Raw genomic sequence first — 25,090 nt, 5'->3', positions numbered from 1 at the left:
AGTGAATACTTTAACTATTATTGGTCTAGGTGCAGGGGATTTTAATCAGCTGCAAATGGGCGTTTATAAAAAATTGAAAGCTGCTAAAAAATTATTTGTTCGTACAGTCGATCATCCGGTATTAGAGGAATTAGCGGCAGAAGGTATAACGTTCGAAAGCTTTGACAAAGTATATGAAAAACACGACGCATTTCAGCCAGTATATGCAGAAATTGCAGAATCACTTATAGCAGCTACAGCTATAGAGGATATTATGTACGCGGTACCAGGTCATCCATTAGTTGCAGAACAAACAGTGCAATTACTTATAAAAGCAGCGGATGAGGGAACTTTCAATCTTGTCATAGAAGGTGGACAAAGCTTCTTGGATCCCATATTTGGTGCATTGAAAATTGATCCGATTGAAGGTTTTCAATTGCTGGATGGCACTAGCTTTTCCATGCATGACATCAATATGCGTCAGCATATCTTAATCGCTCAAGTGTATGATACATTTAGTGCTTCAGAAGTGAAGCTAACATTGATGGAGAAATATGAGGACGAGTACCCAGTGACCGTAGTTACGGCTGCGGGATCTTTACAAGAAAAAATTGTTACTGTGCCACTCTATGAACTCGATCAAAGTGTGGAGGTTAATAATTTAACAACAGTCTATGTGCCACCTGTAAGTTCACAGGAAAAGGCTTTAAGAGATTGGACAACATTCCGTACAATAATTGCAACGTTAAGAGGCCCTAATGGCTGTCCATGGGATCAAAAGCAAACTCACGAGTCCTTGAAAAAATATTTACTCGAAGAAGCTCATGAATATTTAGCTGCTGTAGATGCTGAAGATGATTTTGCAATGATTGAGGAACTTGGAGATGTGCTTTTACAGGTTTTCTTACATGCACAAATAGGAGAAGATCAAGGATACTTTACGCTTGAAGATGTTTTAGCTTCTATTAGTGAGAAGATGATTCGTCGTCATCCACATGTCTTTGGAGATGTCGAAGTGGAAGATGCTGATGGTGTTGTAGCCAATTGGGAGGCTATAAAGGCTGAAGAAAAGGGTATTACTGATAAACCATTATTAGACGGGGAATATAGAGCATCCTCTGCGCTACAGACAGCCTTTAACTATCAAAATAGAGCTGCCAAAGTAGGTTTTGACTGGCCAGATGTAGACGGAGCATGGGATAAGTTTGAGGAGGAGTGGCAGGAATTTCGCCATGAGGTGACGAATGGCTCTAGTATATCCAGACTTGATGAATTGGGAGACGTATTATTTACATTAGTGAACTTAGCGCGTTTCTATAAATTATCTCCAGAAGAGGCAATCCTGCATGCCAATGAAAAATTTGCTAGACGATTTGGCTATGTGGAAGTTCAAGTAAAGGCAAGCGGAAAATCATTTACCGACTTTACTTTAGATCAATTAGATAAGTTCTGGAATGAAGCGAAGCAACTGGAAAGGGAGAAAGAACTATGAGATTAGATAAATTTTTAAAAGTTTCACGTTTAATAAAACGTCGTACTTTAGCTAAAGAGGTGGCAGATCAGGGTCGTATCACTATCAATGAGAAGGTAGCGAAAGCTAGCAGCTCAGTAAAAGCAGGGGATGAACTGGCCATCCGATTTGGTCAAAAAATAGTAACAGCACGTGTAGAAGAAATACGTGAAACAGTGAAAAAAGAAGATGCAGCCAAAATGTTTACCATTTTGAAAGAAGAAAGACTTGAAAAAATTGAGCCTGAATTTATAGATGATGAAGAATAAATTTCTTTTTTAGCCTCCTAATGATGTTCCTGCTTCCATTTATGGATGAAAGTAATATACAACTTAAATAAAGTTGTCATGCTTTGACGGTTGTCCGCATAAAGTGAACAGAAGCTAGGACGACTAAAGGAGGAAAAAAATGACGCTACATCAAGAAAGTAATCGTTACACAATTCCATCTGGAGAGCATATTTTAACGATTCGTAATCGTAAAAGAATGGACATGACTTCTGTAAAATCAATTGAACGCTTTGATCAGGAAGAGTTTTTCATTAAGACGTCCCAAGGGCATTTGTTAATCCGTGGAGAGGAACTGCATATCGTTCATTTAGATGTTGACAAAGGATTATTGACACTTGAAGGAACTGTGAAAACTTTACAGTACGACGAGGAGGAAAGTGGCTTCTCGAAGGGTTTCCTTCATAAATTATTTGGATGATTGTTAGTGAACAATTCTTTCAATTAATTGTCATGGTTTTGAGCGGTATAGCAGTTGGTTTCATTATTGATAGCGTAAGGCTTATTGTTTTCTCAACTCCAAAAAGGTCAAGCCTTCGAAAGTGGATGATGATTTTTGAATTACTGACATGGATTCTACTTGGAGGGCTGACATATTATTTATTATTTTGGCTAAAAGACGGCGCATGGCGGGCATACGACCCGCTAGCGCAAATAGCCGGAATTTTTTTGTATCAATCATTTTTTCAAACTATTTTACGTTTCATAGCTAGAGTTTTGGTGAATATTACATGGAGACCCTTCTGGTTCATCGTACGCTTCATCGTCTCTGTTATTCGACATATTTTGCAATTTTTATTAAATATAGTGATGATTGTTATAAGACCTTTTGTCAAAATTTATTCGTATTTGTCCTACACTTTTTTAAAAAAATTACGATATTTGAAGTATAATAAAAAGCAACAATAATTTTCGGAGGTGCGGACATGACAAGACGTCATTCATCAAATGATGAACAACAGAACTTTACAAAGCTTGATAATGACTATGTCCGTAACACGGATAAAGCTATAAATCGCAAGCAGCAGGCACGGAAACGTAAATTGCGTCGTATCGTCTTTTTTGCGATTGTACCAGTCATTATTATCGCCCTTCTCTTAAATGTGCTATCCAACCAAAATGAAACATTAGCGATCAAAGAGAAATCAAAGGAAGAAGCGAAACAGCATCTCTCTGAATTGAAAGAGGAACAGGATACTTTAAATCTAAAAATCAAACAATTACAGGATGATGAGTATATCGCAAAACTATTAAGAAAAGAGTATTACTTGTCTGAAAAAGGTGAGATTATTTTTATAATTCCAGATAAGGAAGATAAAAAAGACGACTGAAAAGCTATGTATTGTTGACACACTTTTTTAGTTATATATAATGAAAAGAGAAGCTTATTGCAGTAAAAAGTTTAATTAAATTGATTACATGGCTCAAAAGAGTCGCTTAATTTTTAAGGAGGAGCATTTTTTTTATGTCAATTGAAGTAGGCAGCAAGGTACAAGGTAAAGTAACAGGAATCACAAATTTTGGAGCATTCGTTGAGCTGCCAGATGGCAAAACAGGCTTAGTTCACATTAGTGAAGTAGCTGACAATTATGTAAAAGATATCAATGAGCATCTAAAAGTTGGAGATGAAGTTGAAGTAAAAGTGATGAATGTTGAAGCGGACGGAAAGATTGGTCTTTCAATCCGTAAAGCAAAGCCTCAAGCTGAGAGACCAGAGCGTCCAGCACGTCCACGTCGCGATAATCGCTCTAACGATCGTAACGACCGCCACCAGCCAAAAGAAAATTTTGAGCAAAAAATGGCACGCTTCTTAAAAGATAGTGATGAACGTCTAGCAACACTTAAACGTGCTACAGAGTCAAAACGCGGAGGTCGCGGAGCTAGAAGAGGGTAGTTTGCTGACTGTTTTAATCGTAGAAAAAGTGTATGATATAGAGCTGGGATTAGCTTTAATAAAAAGCTAATCCCTTTTTTGTGGACTGACCTATAAAGTTGAGGAAGGTCCTCTTTTCTTTTTGATAGGTGTGACTACTTTTTCATCAGCAGGAGCAATGGGTGCTTTTTCTGCTGGATGAATAACCATTTTAACAAGTAAAAGGACTCCATATACGCTCACAGCAAGTCCGCCAAGTAGCAACATTATTTGAACAACAAACGGTAAATTAATAAGTATTGAAATAAGAATAATCATTGAGCCACTTCCACAAATTAAAGCAGCTTTAGTTAATGCGCTCAAGGAAAAAAAACCTCCTAAAAATACAATCTAATATGTAGTATGCCATATTTTATATGTAGCCACATAGTTAAACCTCGTACATATCATAATTGTAGCGTAAAAAATAGGCGTCTCAGAATATCATTCTGAGACGCCTATTTGAGATGACCCCTACGGGATTCGAACCCGTGTTACCGCCGTGAAAGGGCGGTGTCTTAACCACTTGACCAAGGGGCCTACTATGGTGGCGGCCGAGGGGATCGAACCCCCGACCTTACGGGTATGAACCGTACGCTCTAGCCAGCTGAGCTAGGCCGCCAATTTTTTAATGGAGCGGAAGACGAGGTTCGAACTCGCGACCCCCACCTTGGCAAGGTGGTGTTCTACCACTGAACTACTTCCGCATGTCGTTTAAGCAACAAGTTAAATAATACAAGCCATTGGCGCTAGTGTCAAGAAGATTAATAAAAAATATCAAAAAATATATTTTACAATAAAATTCATTAAACAAGATGAGACAGAGTCAGCTATATAAAGATATTTTAGCGGATTTTTTGTTCTTAAGTAGAATTGTATCGCTGTAATGATTGAAAAGAGAGGGGATAGTAGATAGCATGCCTATTCAAGAAGATCTCATGTTAAAAGTTAGACGATACCGATTATATTGTCAGGGACAGATTACTTCATATAGGACCATATTGACAGACAATTGTATAGAAATAATTGCCAATTCACGTATTTATGTATACGTATTCGTCGAAATGTTTATATTTTTTAATGCCAACGTCAGACAATCTTTCCATGCATAATTCTTTATAATAGCCAAAAGTGCGGGAAAGGGGATAATTAAATGACAAGTATTGAATGGTATAATACAGCAAATGTAGACGACCGAAAGTTAGGGATGAAAAAGAAGCAAATCTTCATAGGCTCCCTATTTTTTTTAACATCCTTTTTTTTGGCTCAATCCGTTGTATTTGAAGCAGCAGTACCGTTCTCAGTTCCTTTTTGGGCAATTATTCGAACAAAGTATAGGGAATATGCAAAATTCGTTTTATTTGGAAGTTTGGCAGGCTGTTTTTTCCTGGGCTTTGGACAAGTTATTATTTTAGCATTACAAATCATCATGTATGAATGTATTATGCGTTTCCGTTACTGGCGATTTCCTCAAAGTATTGCCGTCTCTTTAGCTGTATTATTGGTGCAAATTATGTGGCAAGGGGCGATGTATCAGGGCTTACCACCAGTGCTTGTACAATTTTATGTAGGCTGTGAAGCGGCACTAGCTCTAATTATGACCCTATTTATGCAAGTGCTTTTCGTCAACTCGTATGAATGGTTTACGAGTCATTGGACTTACGAGAAGCTTGGGTCAGGGTTAGTAGTGTTTGCTGCTATGCTTACAGGGATGCAAGCAGTTGTGTTTAGCTATTTTTCGCTCCCTATATTTTTATTGCAGCTTTTTATTTGTTTTGGGGCATTAGTTGGAAGTGTACCGTTAGCAACGGTAATTGGAGCGGTTTTAGGAACGCTCATTGGTGTTGCTAAGCTTTCCTTTACCGGTATGCTATCTGTTGCCACTTTAACAGGACTGTGTGCAGGTATGGGGGCTAAAGGTGGTAGATTTGGGGTTGCAATCGGGAGTATCTTACCTAGTGTGTTTTTTTTATTTTATGATGCAACATTGCCATTAGATAGCGTGTATTTTACTTCCATTGTCATTGGAAGCATTCTTTTCCTAACCATCCCTAGAAAATATTCAGATAAGGTGAGGGACAAGCTCTTCCCACAACGGGAAGAAATTTTACTCGCAAGACAAAATTGGTTAACTGAACATGTCACATACAAATTAGAACATTTTCAGCATTTCGTGCAATTTATGAAGGAGCTGGTATTTGATCGTTTTATGACCGCGCCAGTTGAAGAAGCGAAGGAAGTATCCCCGATGAATACATGTTTAAGCTGTTTCCGTTATGATCATTGCTGGGGAGCCCAAAATAATGGGATGGACAAGCTGATGACAGATTGGTTTCATATGAAGGGGGTAGGCAAGGAATCAGCCATTCATCGTGTAGAAGAACAAATTCGGTATAAATGTGTGAAATCGACAAAGATTTTTGAAGAGTTGGATACGGAATTATACAGAGAACGTATTAACGGGCAGTACTTTCATGGTAAAAAAATGATTGCACTACAGCTCCGCGATATGAGTAATCATTTAAACCAATTAATTGCTGAGATGAAGGAGGATACGATTTCTTTTGTAAGTGTTGAAAAGGATATCATTGAACGCTTAAAGGATGCTCATATCGAATGCTTTCAGCTAGATGTACTTAACAATAAACCAGGGGCTAGAAAGATAGTGTGTGCTTTAGCGCCAGCGCGTGTCGACTGGGAGAAAGATACAACATTAGCTGAACGGATGATTTTGCCGATTCTTTACGAAATTTTTAATGAGCCATTTGAAATTGAAAAAGTAGTGGCTTGTGAAATTCCGTTTCGTCATATTCAAATATGCTTTAGATCAGCTATTAGCTTTGAAGTAGAGTATGATATATATAGCATGTCTAAAGATGCGACATTGTATTCCGGGGATTCTCATGCACTTTTCCAATTGCATCCGGGACTTTTTGCTATTTTATTATCTGATGGTATGGGGCAAAGTAAAGAAGCGCAACATGAAAGTAGAAAATTAATACATTTAATGCGAGAGTGTCTCAATTACAATATGAATCCTGAAACTGCAATGCATACATTGCATTATGTTATGTCATTAAAACAACAGGATGATATGTATGCAACCCTTGATTTTGCACTAGTGGATTTACAGCATGGTGATTTATGGTCATGGAAGGCTGGGGGAATGTCGACCTATATTTTGCGTGGGAAGGAAATCATAAAGGTAGAAAGTAATGCAGCACCTGTAGGTTTCTTATCGATTTCTGCGGTTGAGGCTGAAAAAAGAAAGCTGAAAGCAGGGGATGTCATTTTAATGCATTCAGATGGACTGTTTTCTAGTGTTGCCGATTGGGATGAGCAAGAGGAGACCTTTTTAGCTTATGCACAGCAGGTAGCCAGTACAAATAATACTATTCAAGAAAAGTTAACAACGATTATGCAGTCATTCCAAGATTATTTTGAAATAGAAGATGATTGTACTGTACTCATGTTAGAGGTGACACATGTTGTACCGACATGGGCTGTATTTAGACCAGCTCAATATTCTGTGAGCTAATCATTTTTTTGTATTATCGAAAAGGGGAGGAGAAGCGTTTGTCATTTGAATTAAAGGTTAAGACATTTATTGAAAAAGAGCAATTATTACAGCAAGACGACCATCTTCTCATCGCCGTTTCGGGAGGAGTAGATTCTATGGCTTTACTCCATTATTTTGTTCAAACACAAGAGCACTGGAACATTCGTGTGGAAGCAGTACATGTCGACCATATGCTTAGGGGAGAAGCTTCTGCTGAAGATAGAGCATTTGTACAAAAGTATTGTGATGAAAATGACGTTTATTTACATGCCACAGCAATCTCCATACCAACAATACTGGCACAGGAGAATGGAAATACCCAGCTAATATGCCGTAGGGAAAGGTATCGATATTTTAAAGAGGTTTTGTACAAAACGAATGCGAATAAGCTTGTAACTGCACATCATGCGGATGACCAACTGGAGTCAGTATTAATGGCCCTGACAAAAAATGCTACGATGAATAGCATGCAAGGCATACGCCCTCAGCGACATTTTGAAGGAAAATCATTAATTCGTCCGTTTTTAACGGTTACAAAGACTGAAATAGGGGAATATTTACTTAGAGAAGGTTTAAATTATCGAGAGGATGTCAGTAACTCGAAAGATACTTATGTACGAAATCGCTTTAGACATCATGTCGTGCCTTTACTGAAGTTAGAAAATCCGAGAGTGACCGAACAAGTGACCCATTTTACATCGCAATTGCAAGAAGACAATACCTTTTTAATGTCATTAGCCGAAGATGTATTTTCCAAAACCATTAAAAGAAGTAATGAAAATACATATAGCATGGAAATTGAGGCTTTTCAATTGGTACCACTTGCTTTACAAAGGAGGCTCATTTTAATACTATTAAACTATCTTTACAAAGATTCAAATACGATACAAAGTTATGCTTTATTGACTTCAATTTTAAAGCTTTGTGATACGACAGCAGGGTATGCTGAAATTCACTTGCCCGAAAATTTCCTTGCAGTTCGCCGTTACGGAAAATTAATAATTCAGAAGAATAGTTCAACAGAGGATCACGTTTCTTCTGAAAAAATAATTATTTCGGCTGCTAATGGATGGACAACACTGACGCATGGTGAACGCTTATGCGTAGTCAAGTTGCACGATTTATCGTCCGAATTGATGACGGATACTGCACAACTTTTTTATTTTAACGCTAGCAAACTCCACCTTCCGCTCTCTATTCGAGCACGCAAGGATGGAGACAGAATGCTGTTAAAAGGAATGGATCAGCCAAAACGCTTATCTCGCCTTTTTATAGATGAAAAGATTCCTTTAAATGAGCGGAATAGCTGGCCGTTACTGATTTCTCAGTCTGATGAGGTGGTAGCGGTAATTGGTGTGCGTATGGGAATGTTTTTTTCAACCACTCCGCAACCAGACGATGATACAGTGCTCATCGTAGACTAAGGTCTTTGTAAAATATTTCACCGTAATTGGTTGAAGATTTGTTGATACATCACGAGGAGGAATCGATATGTTACAAAATGACATCGAAAAAGTAATGATTACAGAAGAACAATTGCAAGAAAGAATTGCAAATCTAGGTGCACAATTAACAGAGGAATATAAAGATGCATTCCCATTAGCTGTTGGTGTACTTAAAGGAGCAATGCCATTTATGACAGACCTCATGAAACGTTTCGATTCTTTCATTGAGCTAGATTTTATGGATGTTTCTAGTTATGGCAATGCTACCGTGTCATCTGGGGAAGTAAAGATTTTAAAGGATTTAAATACGAGCGTTGAAGGGCGTGACGTATTGATTATCGAGGACATCATCGATAGTGGTTTAACGTTAAGCTATTTAGTAGATTTATTTAAATATCGTAAAGCCAAATCCATTAAAATCGTTACATTACTTGATAAACCATCAGGTCGAAAAGTGAACCTATCGGCAGATTATGTTGGTTTTGAAGTTCCAGACGGCTTTGTGGTTGGATATGGTTTAGATTACGCTGAAAAATATCGTAACCTACCTTATATTGGTATCTTGAAGCCTGAAGTGTATTCATTTTAAGATACAAAACCACCAGCTTTAAAAATTATGGCCTCCAGCGCAGTCATGTGTTTTTCATTATGGTTAACATAATTCGAAATCTTGACACAATGTTCAGCTATTTCGAGTCCATGGAACAGGTACAATTACGCTGGGATGTATTAAGATGGCCTAAAAACTGTTTTGATAATAGCAAAAAATGAACGAAACATTTTTTAAGTAGGGCTTTTCGTTGTATGATGAAATCATGATATGTTAAGATTTTACTTATAATTTTTCTGTTTGTAATGAGGAGGCTGGAGATGAATCGAATATTTCGATATACCATATTCTATCTACTGATTTTCCTAGTGATTATCGGTATTTTTGGTACTTTCAACGGTGGCAATTCACCAACGAAAGAGTTAACTTATCATGAGTTCCAACAAGCTCTAGATAAGAAAGAAATAACAAGTGCTACAATTCAACCTGATAAATCAGTTTATGTCGTGGAAGGTACATTAAAAGGTTATGAAAAGGGTCAAAGCTTTACAGTGAATATCCCTCGCGATAACCAATCATTAATGGATCGCATCGATGAGGCTGCTAAGGAAAAAAATAGTAATATTAAATATTTAGCAGCGCCAGAAACGAGTGGATGGATTCAATTCTTTACAGGGATCATTCCTTTCATTATCATCATTTTCTTGTTCTTCTTCCTAATGAGCCAATCTCAAGGTGGCGGTAATAAAGTGATGAGCTTTGGTAAGAGTAAAGCTAAGCTTTATGATGACCAAAAGAAAAAGGTTCGTTTTACAGATGTAGCAGGTGCTGATGAAGAGAAGGCGGAGCTTGTAGAAGTTGTAGACTTCTTAAAAGACCATCGTAAATTCACAGAGATTGGTGCACGTATTCCAAAAGGTATCTTACTTGTAGGTCCTCCAGGTACAGGTAAAACATTACTTGCACGTGCGGTGGCAGGCGAAGCAGGCGTTCCTTTCTTCTCAATTTCAGGTTCTGACTTCGTAGAAATGTTTGTCGGTGTCGGTGCATCACGTGTTCGAGATCTATTCGAAAATGCGAAGAAAAACGCACCATGCATTATCTTTATAGATGAGATTGATGCAGTTGGTCGTCAACGTGGCGCTGGTCTAGGCGGGGGTCATGACGAGCGTGAACAAACACTGAACCAGTTGTTAGTTGAAATGGATGGTTTCGGGGCAAACGAGGGTATTATTATTATCGCTGCAACAAACAGACCAGATATTTTAGATAAAGCGTTATTACGTCCAGGTCGTTTTGACCGTCAAATTACAGTAGGACATCCTGATGTAAAAGGACGTGAGGCGATTCTTAAGGTACATGCACGTAACAAGCCTTTAGCAGATACAGTTGATTTAGCAGCAGTTGCACAACGTACGCCAGGTTTCTCAGGTGCAGATTTAGAAAACTTACTAAACGAAGCCGCACTTGTAGCAGCTCGTAAAAGTAAACGTACCATCAATATGGCAGATATCGATGAAGCATCTGACCGTGTAATCGCTGGTCCAGCTAAAGCGAGCCGAGTATATTCAGCCAAAGAGAAAAAACTTGTATCCTTCCATGAGGCTGGTCACGTAGTTGTTGGTCTAGAGCTTGATGAAGCGGATACAGTTCACAAAGTAACAATTGTCCCACGCGGTCAAGCGGGTGGATATGCTATTATGTTACCGAAGGAAGAACGTTTCTTTACAACAAGACAAGAGCTTTTAGACCGCATTGCAGGACTGCTTGGTGGTCGCGTAGCTGAAGAAATCGTTCTTGGTGAAGTCTCTACGGGGGCACATAACGACTTCCAAAAGGTTACAAGTATCGCTCGAGCTATGGTTACTGAATATGGAATGAGTGAAAATCTTGGTGCAATGCAATTCGGTTCAAGTCAGGGTGGAAATGTATTCCTTGGCCGCGACTTTAATTCTGACCAAAATTACTCTGATTCAATAGCTTATGAAATTGATAAAGAAATGCAAAAAATTATTGATACGCAATATGAGCGTACAAAACGTATCCTAACAGAGAAACGTGAGTTACTTGATTTAATTGCTAGCACTTTAATGGAGAAAGAAACATTAAATGCACAGGAAATCGAGCATTTACGTGATCATGGTGTTTTACCAGCACCAGAGGCTGTCGAAAAAATTGAGGGGAATAACACTCCGAAAGTGGAAACGAAGCCAACGTTAGATACGATTGGTGAGCCAGTTGTTGAAAAAGAGCTTTTAAGTAAAGAGTCAAACCCAACAACATTAGACCTTGCAAAAGAAGGCAAGGAATCAAATGATACACCTAAGGGTATCGATGAAAAACGTGAATAATTTGGAAAGACTGTTTACTGTAAAATGAGTAAACAGTCTTTTTCTTTGCCTTTTATTATGAAAAAGCATTAGGATATTAGTGGAAGACAGCTACATATGACTCTGCACAAATGGTGGAGACAAGATGTATTTGTAAAGACAAATGGATAGGAGTGTTTTCGCATGGGAACTGTAACGTTAAATAATGGACTTAAAATGCCTTTGGTTGGTTACGGTGTATTTCGTGTTCCAGAAGGAGAGGATCTAGCTGAAGCCGTAAAAACGGCTATTGCGAAAGGTTATCGAAGCATCGATACGGCACAAGTATATCGTAATGAAGAAAGTGTTGGACGAGGGATACGAGCAGCCATAGAAGAAGGTTTGGTTACGCGTGAAGAACTATTTATAACATCTAAAGTTTGGAACGATGGACTTTCCTATGAAGAAACACTTGCCGCTTATGATAGCAGTTTAGAGAAAATAGGATTAGACTATTTGGATCTATATTTAGTACATTGGCCAGGCATTGACACAAATTATTTAGATGTCTATAAGGCACTGGAAAAGATTTATCAAGATGGCCGAGTGCGTTCAATTGGTGTTAGTAACTTTCATGTACATCATTTAGAAAAACTTTTGAAAGAAACTACGGTTATTCCTGTTATTAATCAAATCGAATTCCATCCACATTTAACGCAAGAGGAAGTACGTGCTTATTGTACAGACAAGGACATCCAAGTAGAGGCTTGGTCTCCTTTAATGAACGGCGCCTTATTGGAGGAAGCATTGATTCAAGATTTAGCATCTAAGTATGGCAAAACGCCTGCTCAAATCGTATTACGCTACGATGTACAGCACAACGTTGTAACTATCCCAAAAACGATGACAGCCACTCGTATGGTTGAAAATCTTGATGTTTTTGACTTTACATTAACAGATGGTGAAATGAATCAACTGGATGCTTTAAATGACGGTCTACGCTGTGGTCCAGATCCGGAAAAATTTAATTTCAAATAATTTTTTTAAGGAGCGTCCTAGTTTAGGATGCTCTTTTTTTTAGAAGGTTGGAATACTATTTCCTAGTATAAAAAGTATGGTATCATTTTCTAAAGTGTTTTAACTTCTAGTTTGATGGATAATGTAAGTTGTAACAGTAGGTTGACGAAAGTTACAATAATGATATGGGGGTGTCAACCATGATTTTAGTTTTAGATGCAGGGAATTCTAATATAGTGTTAGGTGTTTATGATGACAACGAACAATTAGCCTTCCATTGGCGTATGGTGACAGACCTTTATAAAACAGAAGATGAATATGCTATGCAAGTTCTTTCATTTTTTAATCATGCAGGCATTTCATTTGAACAAATTACGGGCATTATTATATCCTCAGTTGTGCCACCAATTATGTATTCTTTAGAGGCAATGTGTCAAAAGTATTTTCAAAAAAAACCTCTAATAGTGGGTCCAGGTGTCAAAACGGGCTTGAATATTAAATACGAAAATCCTCGAGAGGTTGGTTCTGACCGTATTGTTAATGCTATAGCGGCTTTAGACTTATATAAATCACCTTGTATTATTGTTGATTTTGGTACAGCAACAACTTATTGTTATTTAAATGAAAAAGGCGACTACATGGGTGGTGCGATTGCGCCAGGTATAACCATTTCGACAGAGGCGCTTTATACTCAGGCTGCTAGATTGCCGCGTATTGAAATATTAAGACCTACACATATTGTAGGAAAAACAACAGTTTCCGCCATGCAGGCCGGAATTTTTTATGGCTTCGTAGGACAAGTTGAAGGCATTGTTAATCGGATGAAGGGACAAAGTAAAGAGGAGCCATTAGTAATTGCTACAGGTGGATTAGCAAATCTAATTGCAGGGGAAACGCAAATTATTGATGTTGTGGATCCGTTTTTAACGTTAAAGGGTTTATATAAACTGTATAAACGTAACCAATAAGAAATGAGGGACATTTCATTTATGAAGGATTATTTAGTTAGAGGTTTAGGATTTAATGGACAGGTTCGTGTATTTGCAGCCCGTACAACAGCCACAGTTGGAGAAGCACAACGTCGTCACGATACATGGCCAGTTGTATCAGCTGCTCTAGGGCGCTCCATGACAGCGGCTGTAATGATGGGTGCTATGTTAAAAGGTGAAGAGAAGATTACAATCAAGATTGAGGGTAATGGTCCGATTGGTCCAATGGTAATCGATAGTAATGCACATGGTGAAGTACGTGGATTTGTCACGAATCCTCATGTTCATTTCGACTTAAACGAACAAGGTAAGTTGGATGTGCGAGCAGGAGTTGGAACAGAAGGAGCTCTAACAATCGTTAAGGATCTTGGATTGCGAGATATGTTTTCGGGCCAAACACCCATTGTTTCAGGTGAAATTGCTGAAGATTTTACTTATTATTTCGCTACATCTGAGCAAGTACCTTCATCGGTTGGTTTAGGTGTATTAGTTAATCCTGACAACACAATTCTTGCTGCAGGAGGATTTATTCTGCAATTAATGCCAGGCTGTGATGAAGAAACAATCAATGAAATCGAACAGCATCTTGCTACAATAGAGCCAGTTTCAAAAATGATTGAAAAAGGTTTTACACCTGAGCAAATATTAGAAGCTGTATTAGGAAATGGACATCTACAAATTTTAGATTCCATGCCAGTTGAATTTAAATGTCAATGTTCAAAAGAGCGGTTTGGTGCAGCAATTTTAGGTCTAGGAATAGCTGAAATTAAAGAAATGATTGAAGAGGACGGCAGTGCAGATGCACAATGTCATTTCTGCTTAGAGACTTATCATTTTTCAAAAGAAGAGTTAGAAGGGTTTATTGATGAGCTCAAATCGTAATAGACGACCATCTGCTACTACAACACCAAACCACCCCCCTTTATTACAGCGCCGTTTAAAAACAAAACCAGCACTGGCTGTCATTGCGGTATTGTTATTAGGTAATATTTTATGGTTCATTGCATGGGCCATCCCAAATAAAAGTCAGGAAATTGGTAGCGATGAACAAGTCGCTGCCATTGACGGGGATGTTATCACGCGACAAGAGTGGATGATTGCTATGGAAGAGCGATATGGTAAAGAAACACTACAAAATTTAGTCAATGAATCTGTAATGGAAAAGGCAGCAAAGACATATAAAATTAAAGTTACTGATCAAGAAATTGATCTCGAATTAGCCTTAATGCGTTCTGCTCAAGATAAATTTGATACAGCGATGCAAAATCTCTCAGCGGAGCAACTACGCCAAAAAATTCGTTCACAACTTATTTTAGATAAGGTACTCACAAAAGATGTGGTGATAAGTGAAGAGAGTATTGAAAAGTACTATGAGGAAAATCAGGGACTATACAATACAAAAACAAGCTATCGTACTAATTTTATTGAGGTTGATGCCAAGAAAGCTGCTGATGAGGCGCTGGGTGAATTAAAAAATGGCTCTGATTTTTCAGTGCTAGCCCGTGAGATTTCCTTAGATAGTGCTTCGGCGAGTTTAGGGGGAGATGTTGGTTTCCTGACGGAAAATCAGGAAAACATGGATCCTGCCATTATTAATGCTGTAAAGTCTACAAAGGCAAATGAGGTAAGTAAAGCTTTTAAGTTAGATAATGGTCATTATGGCATTGTTCAGGTGCAAGAGGTTTTAGAGGGACAATCCTTTACATATGACGATGTGAAAGAACATATCGAGCGTGAATTGGCTTTAGAGCAGTTGCCACAATCTGTTACACCTGAAGCGTTTTGGTCTGAATTTAATGCTACATGGTATTATGGAGAATCTAAAAAAGAAAAATAATAAATGAAAGAATCTGCAAGTTCTTTGCGGGTAGCATGAGTCTAAAAAAACTTGCAGACATATGATGTCATCAGAATTGACCTACCCGACAAATGGTGCAGATTCTTTTTATCTTTGTGCGATGTTTAATTGACTAGTAAATGCGCTATCCATTTTTGACAGTAGATAAATATTCTGAAAATACAAGTTTTATTTATTGACAATCGAATGGAAAAATTGATAAAATACAAAATAAGTAAAACCTATAAAATTAGTAGGGATTGGGAGTGGATTATTAGATGAGTAGATTAGCGAACTCGATAGCTGAATTAGTTGGTAAAACACCAATCGTTAAATTAAATCATGCAACAAGTGAAAATGAAGGTACTGTTTATGTAAAACTAGAATATTTTAATCCAGGAAGCTCAGTGAAAGACCGTTTAGCGTTAGCCATGATTGAAGCGGCAGAAAAAGATGGAACGTTACAACCAGGTGGTACGATTATTGAGCCGACATCTGGTAATACAGGTATTGGTCTTGCGATGATTGCTGCTGCTAAAGGCTATAAAGCAATCTTAGTTATGCCAGAAACAATGAGTTTAGAGCGACGAAACTTACTTCGTGCGTATGGTGCGGAGCTTGTATTGACTCCTGGACCAGCGGGTATGAAAGGTGCTATTGCTAAAGCAGAAGAATTATCTGCAGAGCATGGCTATTTCCTACCACAACAATTCACGAACCCAGCGAATGCTGTTATTCACCGTCTAACTACAGGTCCTGAAATTGTTGAAGCATTTGATGGCTTAACACTAGATGCATTTGTAGCTGGAGTTGGTACTGGTGGTACTATTACAGGTGCAGGTGCCGTATTGAAAGAGAAGTATCCAAATGTTGAAATTATCGCTGTAGAGCCAAAAGATTCACCTGTTCTTTCTGGTGGTCAACCTGGCCCACATAAAATTCAAGGGATTGGAGCAGGGTTTGTGCCGACAGTTTTAGATACAGAAATTTATTCGTCTGTATTCCCTGTTGAAAACGAGGTAGCTTTTGAAGTAGCTCGTAAAGTAGCGCGTGAAGAAGGTATTTTATGTGGTATTTCGTCAGGCGCTGCGATTTATGCTGCAATTGAAGCTGCAAAACGTTTAGGTAAGGGTTCAAATGTCCTTGCTATTGTGCCTTCGAATGGCGAACGTTACCTATCAACACCTCTCTATCAATTTGAAGACTAATATAAGTTAATAGAAAAAGGACTCCTTCATGATAAGGGGTCTTTTTTAGTGCGCTTAGAATTTCATAGAGCCTTATAAAAATATTCGCATCTATGTAATATTCAAGTTAAGATGGAATCACATCAAATGATTTAAAAGGGGAAAGCTAATTTGAAGACAATTTTGACGAAAACAGTAGAGATGGATGCAGATTCATTTTTTTATAGCTATAAAAAGCAAACTGAGACACAAGATTCGCATGTCTTTCTAGAAAGTGGACGTGGTGGTCATTTTACAATAGCTGCTTGGAATCCATTAGCAACTGTACAATCAGTAGAGGACGGACTTTTAGTAAATTGGAGAAATGGCATAAGCCAAGTTTTACCAGGTGAATCTCTTGCGTTATTGGAAGAGCTCGTGGGGGAATATCAGGTTTCCTATAATGCGGAACTTCCAGTTTTTCAGGGGGGGGCCATTGGATTTGTGACATATGATTATGCGCGTAATATTGAAGTGCTTCCCAATACAGCTAAGGATGATCTACAAGTACCAGATATTTATTTTTATTTGTTTGATAGCTGGGCAGTACATGATGTGAAAAACAATACTGTCACGTTAATGAAGCTAGAAGATTGTGTTGTTGACTTAGAAGAGTGGGCTACTAATTGGCAAGTAGCAGCCCAGGATGGACTAGCTACGCGTAAATTTGAAAAGACCAATGCTATAGAAGTAGTCAATGACGAGAGTGAATTGCTTGTGTCATTCGCAGGGACTGACTTTGAGGCGGCGGTGCAGAAAATTCAAACCTATATCGCACAAGGTGATGTGTTTCAGGTGAATTTATCAGTTCGTCAATCTAAAAACTTACATGCGACAGCGATGGATGTATATGAGGCATTAAGAGCCTTTAATCCGTCACCTTACATGGCTTATATGGAAGCCCCTGATTTTGCGGTTGTTTCTGGATCACCTGAGCTTTTAGTTAAACGCCAAGGACAAGAGTTATCGACAAGACCAATTGCGGGAACTCGTCCAAGAGGAAATTCTGAAGAGGAAGATTTAGCATTAGCTCAAGAATTAATTGACAATGATAAAGAACGCGCAGAGCATGTGATGTTAGTAGATTTAGAGCGTAATGATTTAGGGCGTGTATCAACCTATGGAACAGTAGAAGTGGATGAATTTATGGTCATTGAACGCTATTCGCATGTTATGCACATTGTATCGAATGTTCGGGGAGAAATAGCTGAAGACAAGTCAAATGCTGATGTTATCCGTGCAATGTTCCCAGGCGGTACTATTACTGGTGCACCAAAGATACGCACAATGGAAATTATTGAAGAATTAGAGCCTGTAAGACGTGGCTTATACACGGGTTCTATCGGCTGGCTCGGCTATACCGGGGACATGGAGTTTAATATTGTGATTCGGACAGCATTTATAAAAGATGGGGTCGCGCATATTCAGGCAGGAGCAGGTATTGTCATTGATTCTGTTCCAGAAAGAGAATATCAGGAATCTTTAAATAAGGCGAAGGCCATGTGGCAGGCAAAGGCAATGGCGGAGGAGCGAGCAAAATGATTTTAATGATTGATAACTATGATTCATTTATTTATAACATCGTACAATACTTGGGTGAATTTGGTCACGAGGTAATAGTAAAACGAAATGATGTATTAACAATAGAGGACATAGAGCAACTTGCACCTGATATGATAGTTATTTCACCGGGGCCGTGTAGTCCAAATGAGGCGGGTGAAAGTCTGAATATTATCCGATATTTCGCGGGAAATATTCCAATTTTAGGTGTTTGTCTTGGACATCAGGCTATTGCGCAAGTGTTCGGTGGTCAGGTAATACGGGCTGAGCGCCTTATGCATGGGAAGACATCCCCTGTATTACATGCTGAAGTTGGTTTACATAAAGCTATGCCAAACCCATTTCAAGCTACTCGCTATCATTCTCTCATTGTAGAAAAAGAGACGCTACCGACGTGTCTAGAAGTAACCGCTTGGACAGAAGAGGGAGAAATTATGGGGCTTCGTCACAAGGATTATCCAATAGAGGGTGTACAATATCACCCAGAATCTATTATGACTGAGCAAGGTAAACAACTCCTTCGTCAATATATAGAAATGTACGTAGAAGGAGTTAAATAGATGCAGTGTTGGATGAATGGAAGCTATATGGTAGCCGAGGATTTGCGAATTTCCCCTTTTGACCATGGTTTTTTATATGGTTTGGGCTTCTTTGAAACGTTCCGAACATATGAAGGGCAGATATTTGAATGGGATGCACATATGGAAAGATTACAGCAGGCTTTATCCCAATATCGCATTCATTTAACCTATCCTGAAAGTGTATTATTTGAGGTTGTGCAACAATTAAATCAGCAAGCTGGTGGTCAGGATGGTTATTTCCGTCTTAATGTTTCAGCAGGTGAACATAATATTGGTTTGCAGCCAACAGAATACACTCAACCCAATGTCATTATCTTTCGTAAAGAATTACTGGATACACCTCGTGGAACTGAAAAGACAGCTCAGTGGCTTACTACACCACGTAATTCACCTGAACGAGGGGTGCGTGTCAAATCACATCATTATGGCAACAATGTGCTTGGTCGTTTCGAGCTGCCGTCATTGGCACAGCAGGAAGGTTTCTTTTTAACGGAAGCGGGCTATGTTGCAGAAGGTGTGACCTCAAATGTTTTTTGGGTAAAAAATGATATACTATATACGCCTTCTTTGGAAACAGGCATACTACCTGGTATTGTTCGAGCTTGGGTTATAAAGAAAGCTGATGCTCTTGGTCTTGAAGTAAGAGAAGGCTTTTATACGAAGGAAGATTTACGACAAAGTACGGAATGCTTTATTACCAATTCTGTGCAGGAGCTTGTACCGATTATTCATATAGAGAACCAGCAATTATTGGGTAATAAAGGACCTGTATATACGCGTTTACATGATGCATTTGCTCAAGAAGTGGAGCAACGATAAAGGGAGCGTTTGTATGCTAGATAAATATATGAAGCCATTAACGATTAATGGTATTACATTAGACTTTACAAAAGAAACGTTTGTAATGGGTATTTTAAACGTTACACCAGACTCCTTTTCTGATGGAGGAAAGTTCAACAGTGTCGAAGCTGCGGTAGCTCAAGCGAAAAAAATGGTGGCCGATGGAGCTAAAATAATCGACGTTGGCGGAGAATCTACACGTCCTGGTTACGAGCGTATTTCAGATGAAGATGAAATCGCACGTATTGTACCTGTTATTCAAGCTTTATTGAAAGAAGTAGATGCCATTATATCGGTTGATACGTATAAAGCAAATGTAGCACGAGCTGCCATTGAGGCGGGGGCGCATGTGATAAATGATATTTGGGGAGCAAAAGCTGAACCGGAAATTGCACAGGTTGCAGCTGATTTACATGTTCCAATAATTTTAATGCACAATCGTGTAAATATGGAGTATGGTGTTGATTTTTGGTCAACGGCGAAGGCAGATTTAGATGAAAGTATTGCTATCGCACATCAAGCAGGGGTTCCTGATCGTCATATTATCCTAGATCCTGGTATTGGCTTTGCTAAAAACACTGAGCATAATATAGCCATGATGCAACACTTAAAGGATTTAGTGGAACTGGGCTATCCTGTCCTTTTAGCAACATCACGTAAATCCATGATCGGCAATGTCTTGAAGCTACCAGTTGATGAACGTCTTGAAGGTACGGGAGCAACGGTAGTTTATGGAATTGAAAAGGGTTGTCATATGATACGCGTTCATGATGTAAAGGAAATGGCACGTGCAGCGCATATGGCTGATGTGCTAGTAGGGAAACGACTGTATAAGGAGAAGGCATAATGGATTATATTCATTTAAAGGATATGCAGTTTTATGGTTACCATGGGGTATTAGCGGCAGAAACAACTCTTGGTCAACGTTTTCGAGCAAATGTTTCGTTGGCTGTAGATATGACAAAGGCTGGAGAAACGGATGACCTCACTTATACAGTAAATTATGCAGAGGTCTATGCTTTGTGTCGTGATATTGTAGAAGGAGAACCTTTTAAACTTATTGAGGCACTTGCTGTGAAAATAGCAAACGTGATTTTAACAACATACCCTGAAAAAATAAAGGGCGTTCGTGTAGAGCTGATCAAGCCAGACCCACCAATTCATGGCTATTACAAAGAAGTATCTGTTGAAGTAACGAGAGGTGATTTTTAATGAAAGATGTCTATTTATCAATAGGTACAAATATGGGTGAGAGATATGAAAACCTTCAACAAGCTGTTGCTCTCTTAAGAGAGAAGGAGAACATTGAGGTTGTTCGTGTTTCGTCTGTTTATGAAACGGCAGCAGTAGGCTATACAGATCAGGCAGATTTTTTGAATATGGCTGTTCATCTCAAAACCGATGTATCATCTACTGAAATGCTGAAGATTTGCCAATCGATTGAACAAGAATTAGGGCGTGTGCGAGAATTTCGTTGGGGTCCACGAATCATCGACCTTGACATTTTACTTTACAATCACGAAAATATTGAAACAGAGAACCTACTTGTTCCTCATCCAAGAATGTATGAGCGAGCTTTCGTCTTAGTGCCACTGGTAGAGATTACTCCAGCACCTTTCGGCGATCAGCTACAACAAGCACATCATTTATTTCAACAGATGGACTGTGAGAGTGAAGGTATAAGCTTGTGGCAGCCGACTAACGAACCTCTTATAGTGAGTTAGGTTGGCGCTTAATATAATTTTAAATTAAGGATAAATAGGTACATGCCTATATAGGAGGAAGACAACGTTGAGTCAAACAACAGAGAAGCCCTTTCAAATTGGCGATATTGTCATGGACAACCGTGTTGTATTAGCTCCAATGGCAGGGATTTGTAATTCTGCTTTCCGATTAACCGTTAAGGAGTTCGGAGCAGGGCTTGTATATGCTGAAATGATTAGTGATAAGGGCATTGTTCAAAAAAATGAAAAAACATTAGGTATGCTTTATATTAATGAACGTGAAAATCCTTTGTCATTACAAATTTTTGGTGGAGATAAAGAAACATTAGTAGAGGCAGCTAAGTATGTAGATCAAAATACAACCGCTGATATTATTGATATCAATATGGGGTGCCCTGTTAATAAAATCATTAAATGTGAAGCGGGAGCTCGCTTGCTTTTAGATCCTAATAAAGTGTATGAAATGGTAGCCGCTGTGGTGGATGCAGTGAAAAAGCCAATTAGCGTAAAAATGCGAATTGGTTGGGATGATGAGCATATCTTCGCTATTGAAAATGCCCAGGCTGTTGAACGTGCTGGTGCATCAGCGGTAGCAGTTCATGGTCGTACACGTGTACAAATGTACGAAGGGAAGGCGAATTGGGATATCATTCGTCAGGTAAAGGAGAACGTGAAAATCCCTGTTCTTGGTAACGGTGATGTTGAAACGCCGCAGGACGCTAAACGTATGCTAGAAACTACGGGTGTAGATGCAGTGATGATTGGTCGTGCCGCTTTGGGTAACCCATGGATGATTTATCGTACAGTTCAATACCTAGAAACTGGTGAATTAAAGGAAGAACCGAGTGTACGTGAAAAAATGGACGTCTGTCTACTTCACTTTGAACGTCTGCTCCAATTAAAAGGAGAAGGTATAGCAGTTCGTGAAATGCGTAAGCATGCATCGTGGTATTTGAAGGGAATTAGAGGAAATGGTAAAGCACGTAACGCTATTAACCAAACAGAAACGGCAGCAGAGCTGCGCGTGTTATTAAATGGCCTTGTTCAAGAGTATGAAGAATCCGATCCCAATCTCCTGGTCCCTGAAACAAAAGAATTAATTATTTAAGATAAAGATACTGTGAGCGTCTCAAGTTTTGCCAGAGACGCTTTTTTTTGCAGGCTTTAATTTTTAGAATTATTAATTATCTTATCTTGTATTGAAAATAAACTGAAACAGATGATTACAGCATTAAAATTGTGTACAATAGAAATATTATGGACGTAAACGCTATTTATTTAAGGAGTGAAACAAGTGTCAAACATAGAAGAATTAAATGACCAGCTTTTGGTGAGACGCCAAAAAATGACGACTATATTAGAGAACGGACAAGATCCATTTGGTAGCCGTTTTGAGCGTACGCATTTGTCAACAGAAGTAAAGGAACAATTTGCAGATCAAACAAAAGAGCAACTAGAAGAAAATCTGCAAGAGGTTACTATTGCGGGTCGTATAATGACGAAGCGCGGTAAAGGAAAAGCTGGCTTTGCACATATTCAAGATTTGGGTGGCCAAATTCAAATCTACGTTCGTCAAGACCATGTAGGTGAAGAAGCGTATGAATTATTTAAACAAGCTGATTTGGGAGATATCGTAGGTATCCGAGGAAATGTATTCCGCACACAGGTTGGCGAGCTTTCAGTAAAGGCAGAGGAATTCACATTCCTTACAAAAGCGCTACGTCCTATGCCAGAGAAATTCCATGGTTTACAGGATGTTGAGCAACGATATCGTCAACGCTACTTAGATCTTATGACGAATGAAGAAAGCAAATTAACATTTATAGCACGTTCTAAAATTATTCGTGCTATCCGCAACTATCTTGATAACTCTGGATATTTAGAAGTAGAAACACCAATGCTTCATACAATTGCTGGTGGTGCGGCTGCTCGTCCATTTATTACTCATCATAATGCACTTGATATGGAATTATATATGCGAATCGCAATCGAATTGCATTTAAAACGCTTAATTGTGGGTGGTTTAGAAAAGGTTTATGAGATTGGGCGTGTATTCCGAAACGAAGGGATATCTACACGACATAACCCTGAATTTACAATGATTGAGCTCTATGAAGCGTACGCTGACTATCAAGATATCATGTCTCTAACGGAAAACCTTATAGCTCACGTTGCTCAAGAAGTTCTTGGAACGACTACAGTTCAATATGGAGAAGATGAAATTAATCTTGCAGTGGGCTGGAAACGAATTCACATGGTTGATGCCGTAAAAGAAGCAACAGGTGTAGACTTCTGGCAGCCGATGACAAAAGAGCAAGCTCAGGCTCTTGCTAAAGAACATGGAGTAGAAGTGAAAGATGTTCATGAAGTAGGTCATATTATCAATGAATTCTTTGAGCAAAAAATAGAAGAGACACTTGTACAACCTACATTTGTATATGGACACCCAGTGGAAATCTCGCCTCTTGCAAAGAAAAATCCAGAGGACGAGCGTTTCACAGATCGCTTTGAGCTATTTATTGTTCGTCGTGAGCATGCAAATGCCTTCACAGAATTAAATGACCCAATCGATCAACGTCAGCGCTTTGAAGCACAATTAGCAGAGAAAGCAGCTGGTAATGATGAAGCGCATGAAATGGACAATGATTTCATTGAAGCTTTGGAATATGGTATGCCTCCAACTGGTGGGCTAGGTATCGGTATTGACCGATTAATCATGCTATTAACAAACTCACCTTCCATTCGTGATGTATTATTATTCCCGACAATGCGTCATATTACAAAATAGTCGTAGCATCTTTTCTAGCAGTAAGATAAGAATAGAATGAATGAAGAGGAGAATTTGCTGGATAAGGCAATTCTCCTCTTTTTTGTATTAAAAAAATTAAGTTGTTTAAACGTGGATTATATTTAGGTTATACTTTTATAGTTCTATGTTTTATAAATGACAGTAGATAAAAAAGAAGTACTTTTATTGGGGGCATATAATGAATTACAAAATTATTAACAAACAAGTATTTGAACAGGCTCAATTACGTTCTGTATCGGATGTTCCATTTACAGAAGAAGAACTTGAACATGGAATGAAATTAGTAGTTGCCAAAAAAGACGAGAATCTTACTTTACATTTAGTAGAGATTGACGGACATAAGAAGTTCGATGTTCGCTGGGATGATTCTTCTGAAATTTTCAGTGGCTGGTATTCCGCGTGGGATAATTTCCTGTGGTGCTTAAATATAGTTGATCCACAAGATGATGGCTTAAAGTAGTAGCACGAAGCTTGAATGACAAACGATGAGGTTTTTTAGTTGAGTAAGCAGGAGAAAATGAAGCAGATGCTTTAACTCCTGCTTATATGTTTTAGTTTTTGAGTTTTAAAAGAAAGCAATGTGTAGTAAAACAAATCATTTAAGTTAGAACAGAGAATGATATAAAATCTATCTTCTCATAAGTGTATAAAATAGCTTACTAATGCATGTTTTTTCAATAGTATCGTTTTCTGTGAAAAAAACACTTGCGAAGTACCTACGAACATGATAAATTATTACTTGTCGTTAAAACGACGTAAGAACAACACCATCATAAAGATTCAATAAACAAAAAAAGTTGTTGACACTGAAATGTGGTTGTGATAAGATTTAAAAGTTGTCTCTTGTAAACGAAAAAACTTTTTTGAAAAAGTTGTTGACAATGATAGCTGAGTATATTATAATTTAAGAGTTGCTATAAAAAACACGGCAACTAAATGAACCTTGAAAACTGAAC

Annotated in this window: 25 protein-coding genes and 3 tRNA genes; 24 read left to right on the top strand and 4 right to left on the bottom strand. The window is 38.4% G+C overall.

What is annotated here, in order from left to right:
- Position 1 precedes the first annotated feature (1 nt).
- The 6 genes from mazG to B3D94_RS05330 all read left to right on the top strand — a co-directional run bounded on the left by mazG (position 2) and on the right by B3D94_RS05330 (position 3,670).
- Entirely contained in the window at positions 2-1,471 is a 1,470-nt protein-coding gene (mazG, locus tag B3D94_RS05355; protein WP_291755495.1) for a nucleoside triphosphate pyrophosphohydrolase, read from the top strand.
- Positions 1,468-1,758, top strand: a complete 291-nt coding sequence (locus tag B3D94_RS05350; protein ID WP_008180273.1) for an RNA-binding S4 domain-containing protein — start codon at positions 1,468-1,470, stop codon at positions 1,756-1,758. Before mazG ends, B3D94_RS05350 begins: the two co-directional genes overlap by 4 nt.
- A 139-nt stretch (positions 1,759-1,897) precedes the next feature.
- The gene (yabP, locus tag B3D94_RS05345) at positions 1,898-2,197 is read left to right on the top strand and encodes a sporulation protein YabP (RefSeq protein WP_004229167.1); all 300 of its coding nucleotides are present in this window, start codon (positions 1,898-1,900) and stop codon (positions 2,195-2,197) included.
- Complete coding sequence (gene yabQ, locus B3D94_RS05340; RefSeq protein WP_069483053.1) at positions 2,194-2,685, top strand: spore cortex biosynthesis protein YabQ; 492 nt, start codon at positions 2,194-2,196, stop codon at positions 2,683-2,685. Before yabP ends, yabQ begins: the two co-directional genes overlap by 4 nt.
- A 17-nt stretch (positions 2,686-2,702) precedes the next feature.
- Positions 2,703-3,107, top strand: a complete 405-nt coding sequence (locus B3D94_RS05335) for an FtsB family cell division protein (RefSeq protein ID WP_069483052.1) — start codon at positions 2,703-2,705, stop codon at positions 3,105-3,107.
- Between the two features lie 134 nt (positions 3,108-3,241).
- Positions 3,242-3,670: a S1 domain-containing RNA-binding protein gene (locus B3D94_RS05330; protein ID WP_036215142.1), complete on the top strand. Its 429-nt coding sequence runs from the start codon at positions 3,242-3,244 to the stop codon at positions 3,668-3,670.
- Positions 3,671-3,760: 90 nt separating this feature from the next.
- Here the strand turns inward: B3D94_RS05330 and B3D94_RS05325 are convergent, their stop codons facing one another.
- The 4 genes from B3D94_RS05325 to B3D94_RS05310 form a co-directional block, all read right to left on the bottom strand.
- Entirely contained in the window at positions 3,761-4,012 is a 252-nt protein-coding gene (locus B3D94_RS05325; protein ID WP_069483051.1) for a hypothetical protein, read from the bottom strand.
- A gap of 144 nt (positions 4,013-4,156) precedes the next feature.
- Positions 4,157-4,228: transfer RNA gene (locus B3D94_RS05320), tRNA-Glu, on the bottom strand.
- 5 nt (positions 4,229-4,233) lie between these two features.
- Positions 4,234-4,310 (bottom strand) — tRNA-Met (locus B3D94_RS05315).
- 10 nt (positions 4,311-4,320) lie between these two features.
- Positions 4,321-4,395: transfer RNA gene (locus tag B3D94_RS05310), tRNA-Gly, on the bottom strand.
- Between the two features lie 446 nt (positions 4,396-4,841).
- Here B3D94_RS05310 and B3D94_RS05305 point away from each other — a divergent pair.
- From B3D94_RS05305 to B3D94_RS05220, 18 genes are all read left to right on the top strand, one after another.
- Positions 4,842-7,226: a SpoIIE family protein phosphatase gene (locus tag B3D94_RS05305; RefSeq protein ID WP_291755439.1), complete on the top strand. Its 2,385-nt coding sequence runs from the start codon at positions 4,842-4,844 to the stop codon at positions 7,224-7,226.
- 38 nt (positions 7,227-7,264) lie between these two features.
- Entirely contained in the window at positions 7,265-8,671 is a 1,407-nt protein-coding gene (gene tilS, locus B3D94_RS05300; protein WP_069483049.1) for a tRNA lysidine(34) synthetase TilS, read from the top strand.
- 67 nt (positions 8,672-8,738) lie between these two features.
- On the top strand, positions 8,739-9,281 hold the full coding sequence (gene hpt, locus B3D94_RS05295; protein ID WP_069483048.1) for a hypoxanthine phosphoribosyltransferase: 543 nt from the start codon (positions 8,739-8,741) through the stop codon (positions 9,279-9,281).
- A 281-nt stretch (positions 9,282-9,562) separates the two neighbouring features.
- The gene (gene ftsH, locus B3D94_RS05290) at positions 9,563-11,593 is read left to right on the top strand and encodes an ATP-dependent zinc metalloprotease FtsH (protein ID WP_069483047.1); all 2,031 of its coding nucleotides are present in this window, start codon (positions 9,563-9,565) and stop codon (positions 11,591-11,593) included.
- Between the two features lie 162 nt (positions 11,594-11,755).
- On the top strand, positions 11,756-12,589 hold the full coding sequence (locus B3D94_RS05285; protein ID WP_069483046.1) for an aldo/keto reductase: 834 nt from the start codon (positions 11,756-11,758) through the stop codon (positions 12,587-12,589).
- 179 nt (positions 12,590-12,768) lie between these two features.
- On the top strand, positions 12,769-13,536 hold the full coding sequence (locus B3D94_RS05280; protein WP_069483045.1) for a type III pantothenate kinase: 768 nt from the start codon (positions 12,769-12,771) through the stop codon (positions 13,534-13,536).
- Positions 13,537-13,557: 21 nt separating this feature from the next.
- Complete coding sequence (gene hslO, locus B3D94_RS05275) at positions 13,558-14,439, top strand: Hsp33 family molecular chaperone HslO (protein WP_069483044.1); 882 nt, start codon at positions 13,558-13,560, stop codon at positions 14,437-14,439.
- Complete coding sequence (locus tag B3D94_RS05270; RefSeq protein ID WP_069483043.1) at positions 14,423-15,394, top strand: peptidyl-prolyl cis-trans isomerase; 972 nt, start codon at positions 14,423-14,425, stop codon at positions 15,392-15,394. The genes hslO and B3D94_RS05270 overlap by 17 nt, the downstream gene beginning before the upstream one ends.
- Before the next feature lie 278 nt (positions 15,395-15,672).
- Complete coding sequence (gene cysK / locus B3D94_RS05265; protein WP_008180299.1) at positions 15,673-16,602, top strand: cysteine synthase A; 930 nt, start codon at positions 15,673-15,675, stop codon at positions 16,600-16,602.
- Between the two features lie 150 nt (positions 16,603-16,752).
- Positions 16,753-18,162, top strand: coding sequence for an anthranilate synthase component I family protein (locus tag B3D94_RS05260; protein ID WP_414673976.1), 1,410 nt, complete (start codon positions 16,753-16,755; stop codon positions 18,160-18,162).
- Positions 18,159-18,740, top strand: coding sequence for an aminodeoxychorismate/anthranilate synthase component II (gene pabA / locus B3D94_RS05255; protein ID WP_069483041.1), 582 nt, complete (start codon positions 18,159-18,161; stop codon positions 18,738-18,740). The genes B3D94_RS05260 and pabA overlap by 4 nt, the downstream gene beginning before the upstream one ends.
- Positions 18,741-19,580, top strand: a complete 840-nt coding sequence (gene pabC, locus B3D94_RS05250; RefSeq protein WP_069483040.1) for an aminodeoxychorismate lyase — start codon at positions 18,741-18,743, stop codon at positions 19,578-19,580.
- A 13-nt stretch (positions 19,581-19,593) separates the two neighbouring features.
- Positions 19,594-20,448 (top strand): dihydropteroate synthase, encoded by an 855-nt coding sequence (gene folP, locus B3D94_RS05245; protein WP_291755420.1) that lies wholly within the window; start codon positions 19,594-19,596, stop codon positions 20,446-20,448.
- The gene (gene folB / locus B3D94_RS05240; protein ID WP_069483038.1) at positions 20,448-20,813 is read left to right on the top strand and encodes a dihydroneopterin aldolase; all 366 of its coding nucleotides are present in this window, start codon (positions 20,448-20,450) and stop codon (positions 20,811-20,813) included. The genes folP and folB overlap by 1 nt, the downstream gene beginning before the upstream one ends.
- A complete protein-coding gene (gene folK, locus B3D94_RS05235; RefSeq protein ID WP_291755416.1) occupies positions 20,813-21,325 on the top strand; it encodes a 2-amino-4-hydroxy-6-hydroxymethyldihydropteridine diphosphokinase in 513 nt (170 codons plus the stop codon). The genes folB and folK overlap by 1 nt, the downstream gene beginning before the upstream one ends.
- Before the next feature lie 67 nt (positions 21,326-21,392).
- The gene (gene dusB, locus B3D94_RS05230) at positions 21,393-22,433 is read left to right on the top strand and encodes a tRNA dihydrouridine synthase DusB (RefSeq protein WP_291755413.1); all 1,041 of its coding nucleotides are present in this window, start codon (positions 21,393-21,395) and stop codon (positions 22,431-22,433) included.
- A gap of 177 nt (positions 22,434-22,610) precedes the next feature.
- Positions 22,611-24,113: a lysine--tRNA ligase gene (gene lysS, locus B3D94_RS05225; RefSeq protein WP_291755410.1), complete on the top strand. Its 1,503-nt coding sequence runs from the start codon at positions 22,611-22,613 to the stop codon at positions 24,111-24,113.
- 199 nt (positions 24,114-24,312) lie between these two features.
- Complete coding sequence (locus B3D94_RS05220) at positions 24,313-24,594, top strand: hypothetical protein (RefSeq protein WP_069483034.1); 282 nt, start codon at positions 24,313-24,315, stop codon at positions 24,592-24,594.
- Positions 24,595-25,090: the final 496 nt, after the last annotated feature.

Source organism: Lysinibacillus sp. UBA5990, assembly GCF_002429815.1.
In the GTDB taxonomy this organism is placed as follows: Bacteria; Bacillota; Bacilli; order Bacillales_A; family Planococcaceae; genus Lysinibacillus; species Lysinibacillus fusiformis.
This window is presented reverse-complemented; position numbering and strand designations above follow the sequence as displayed.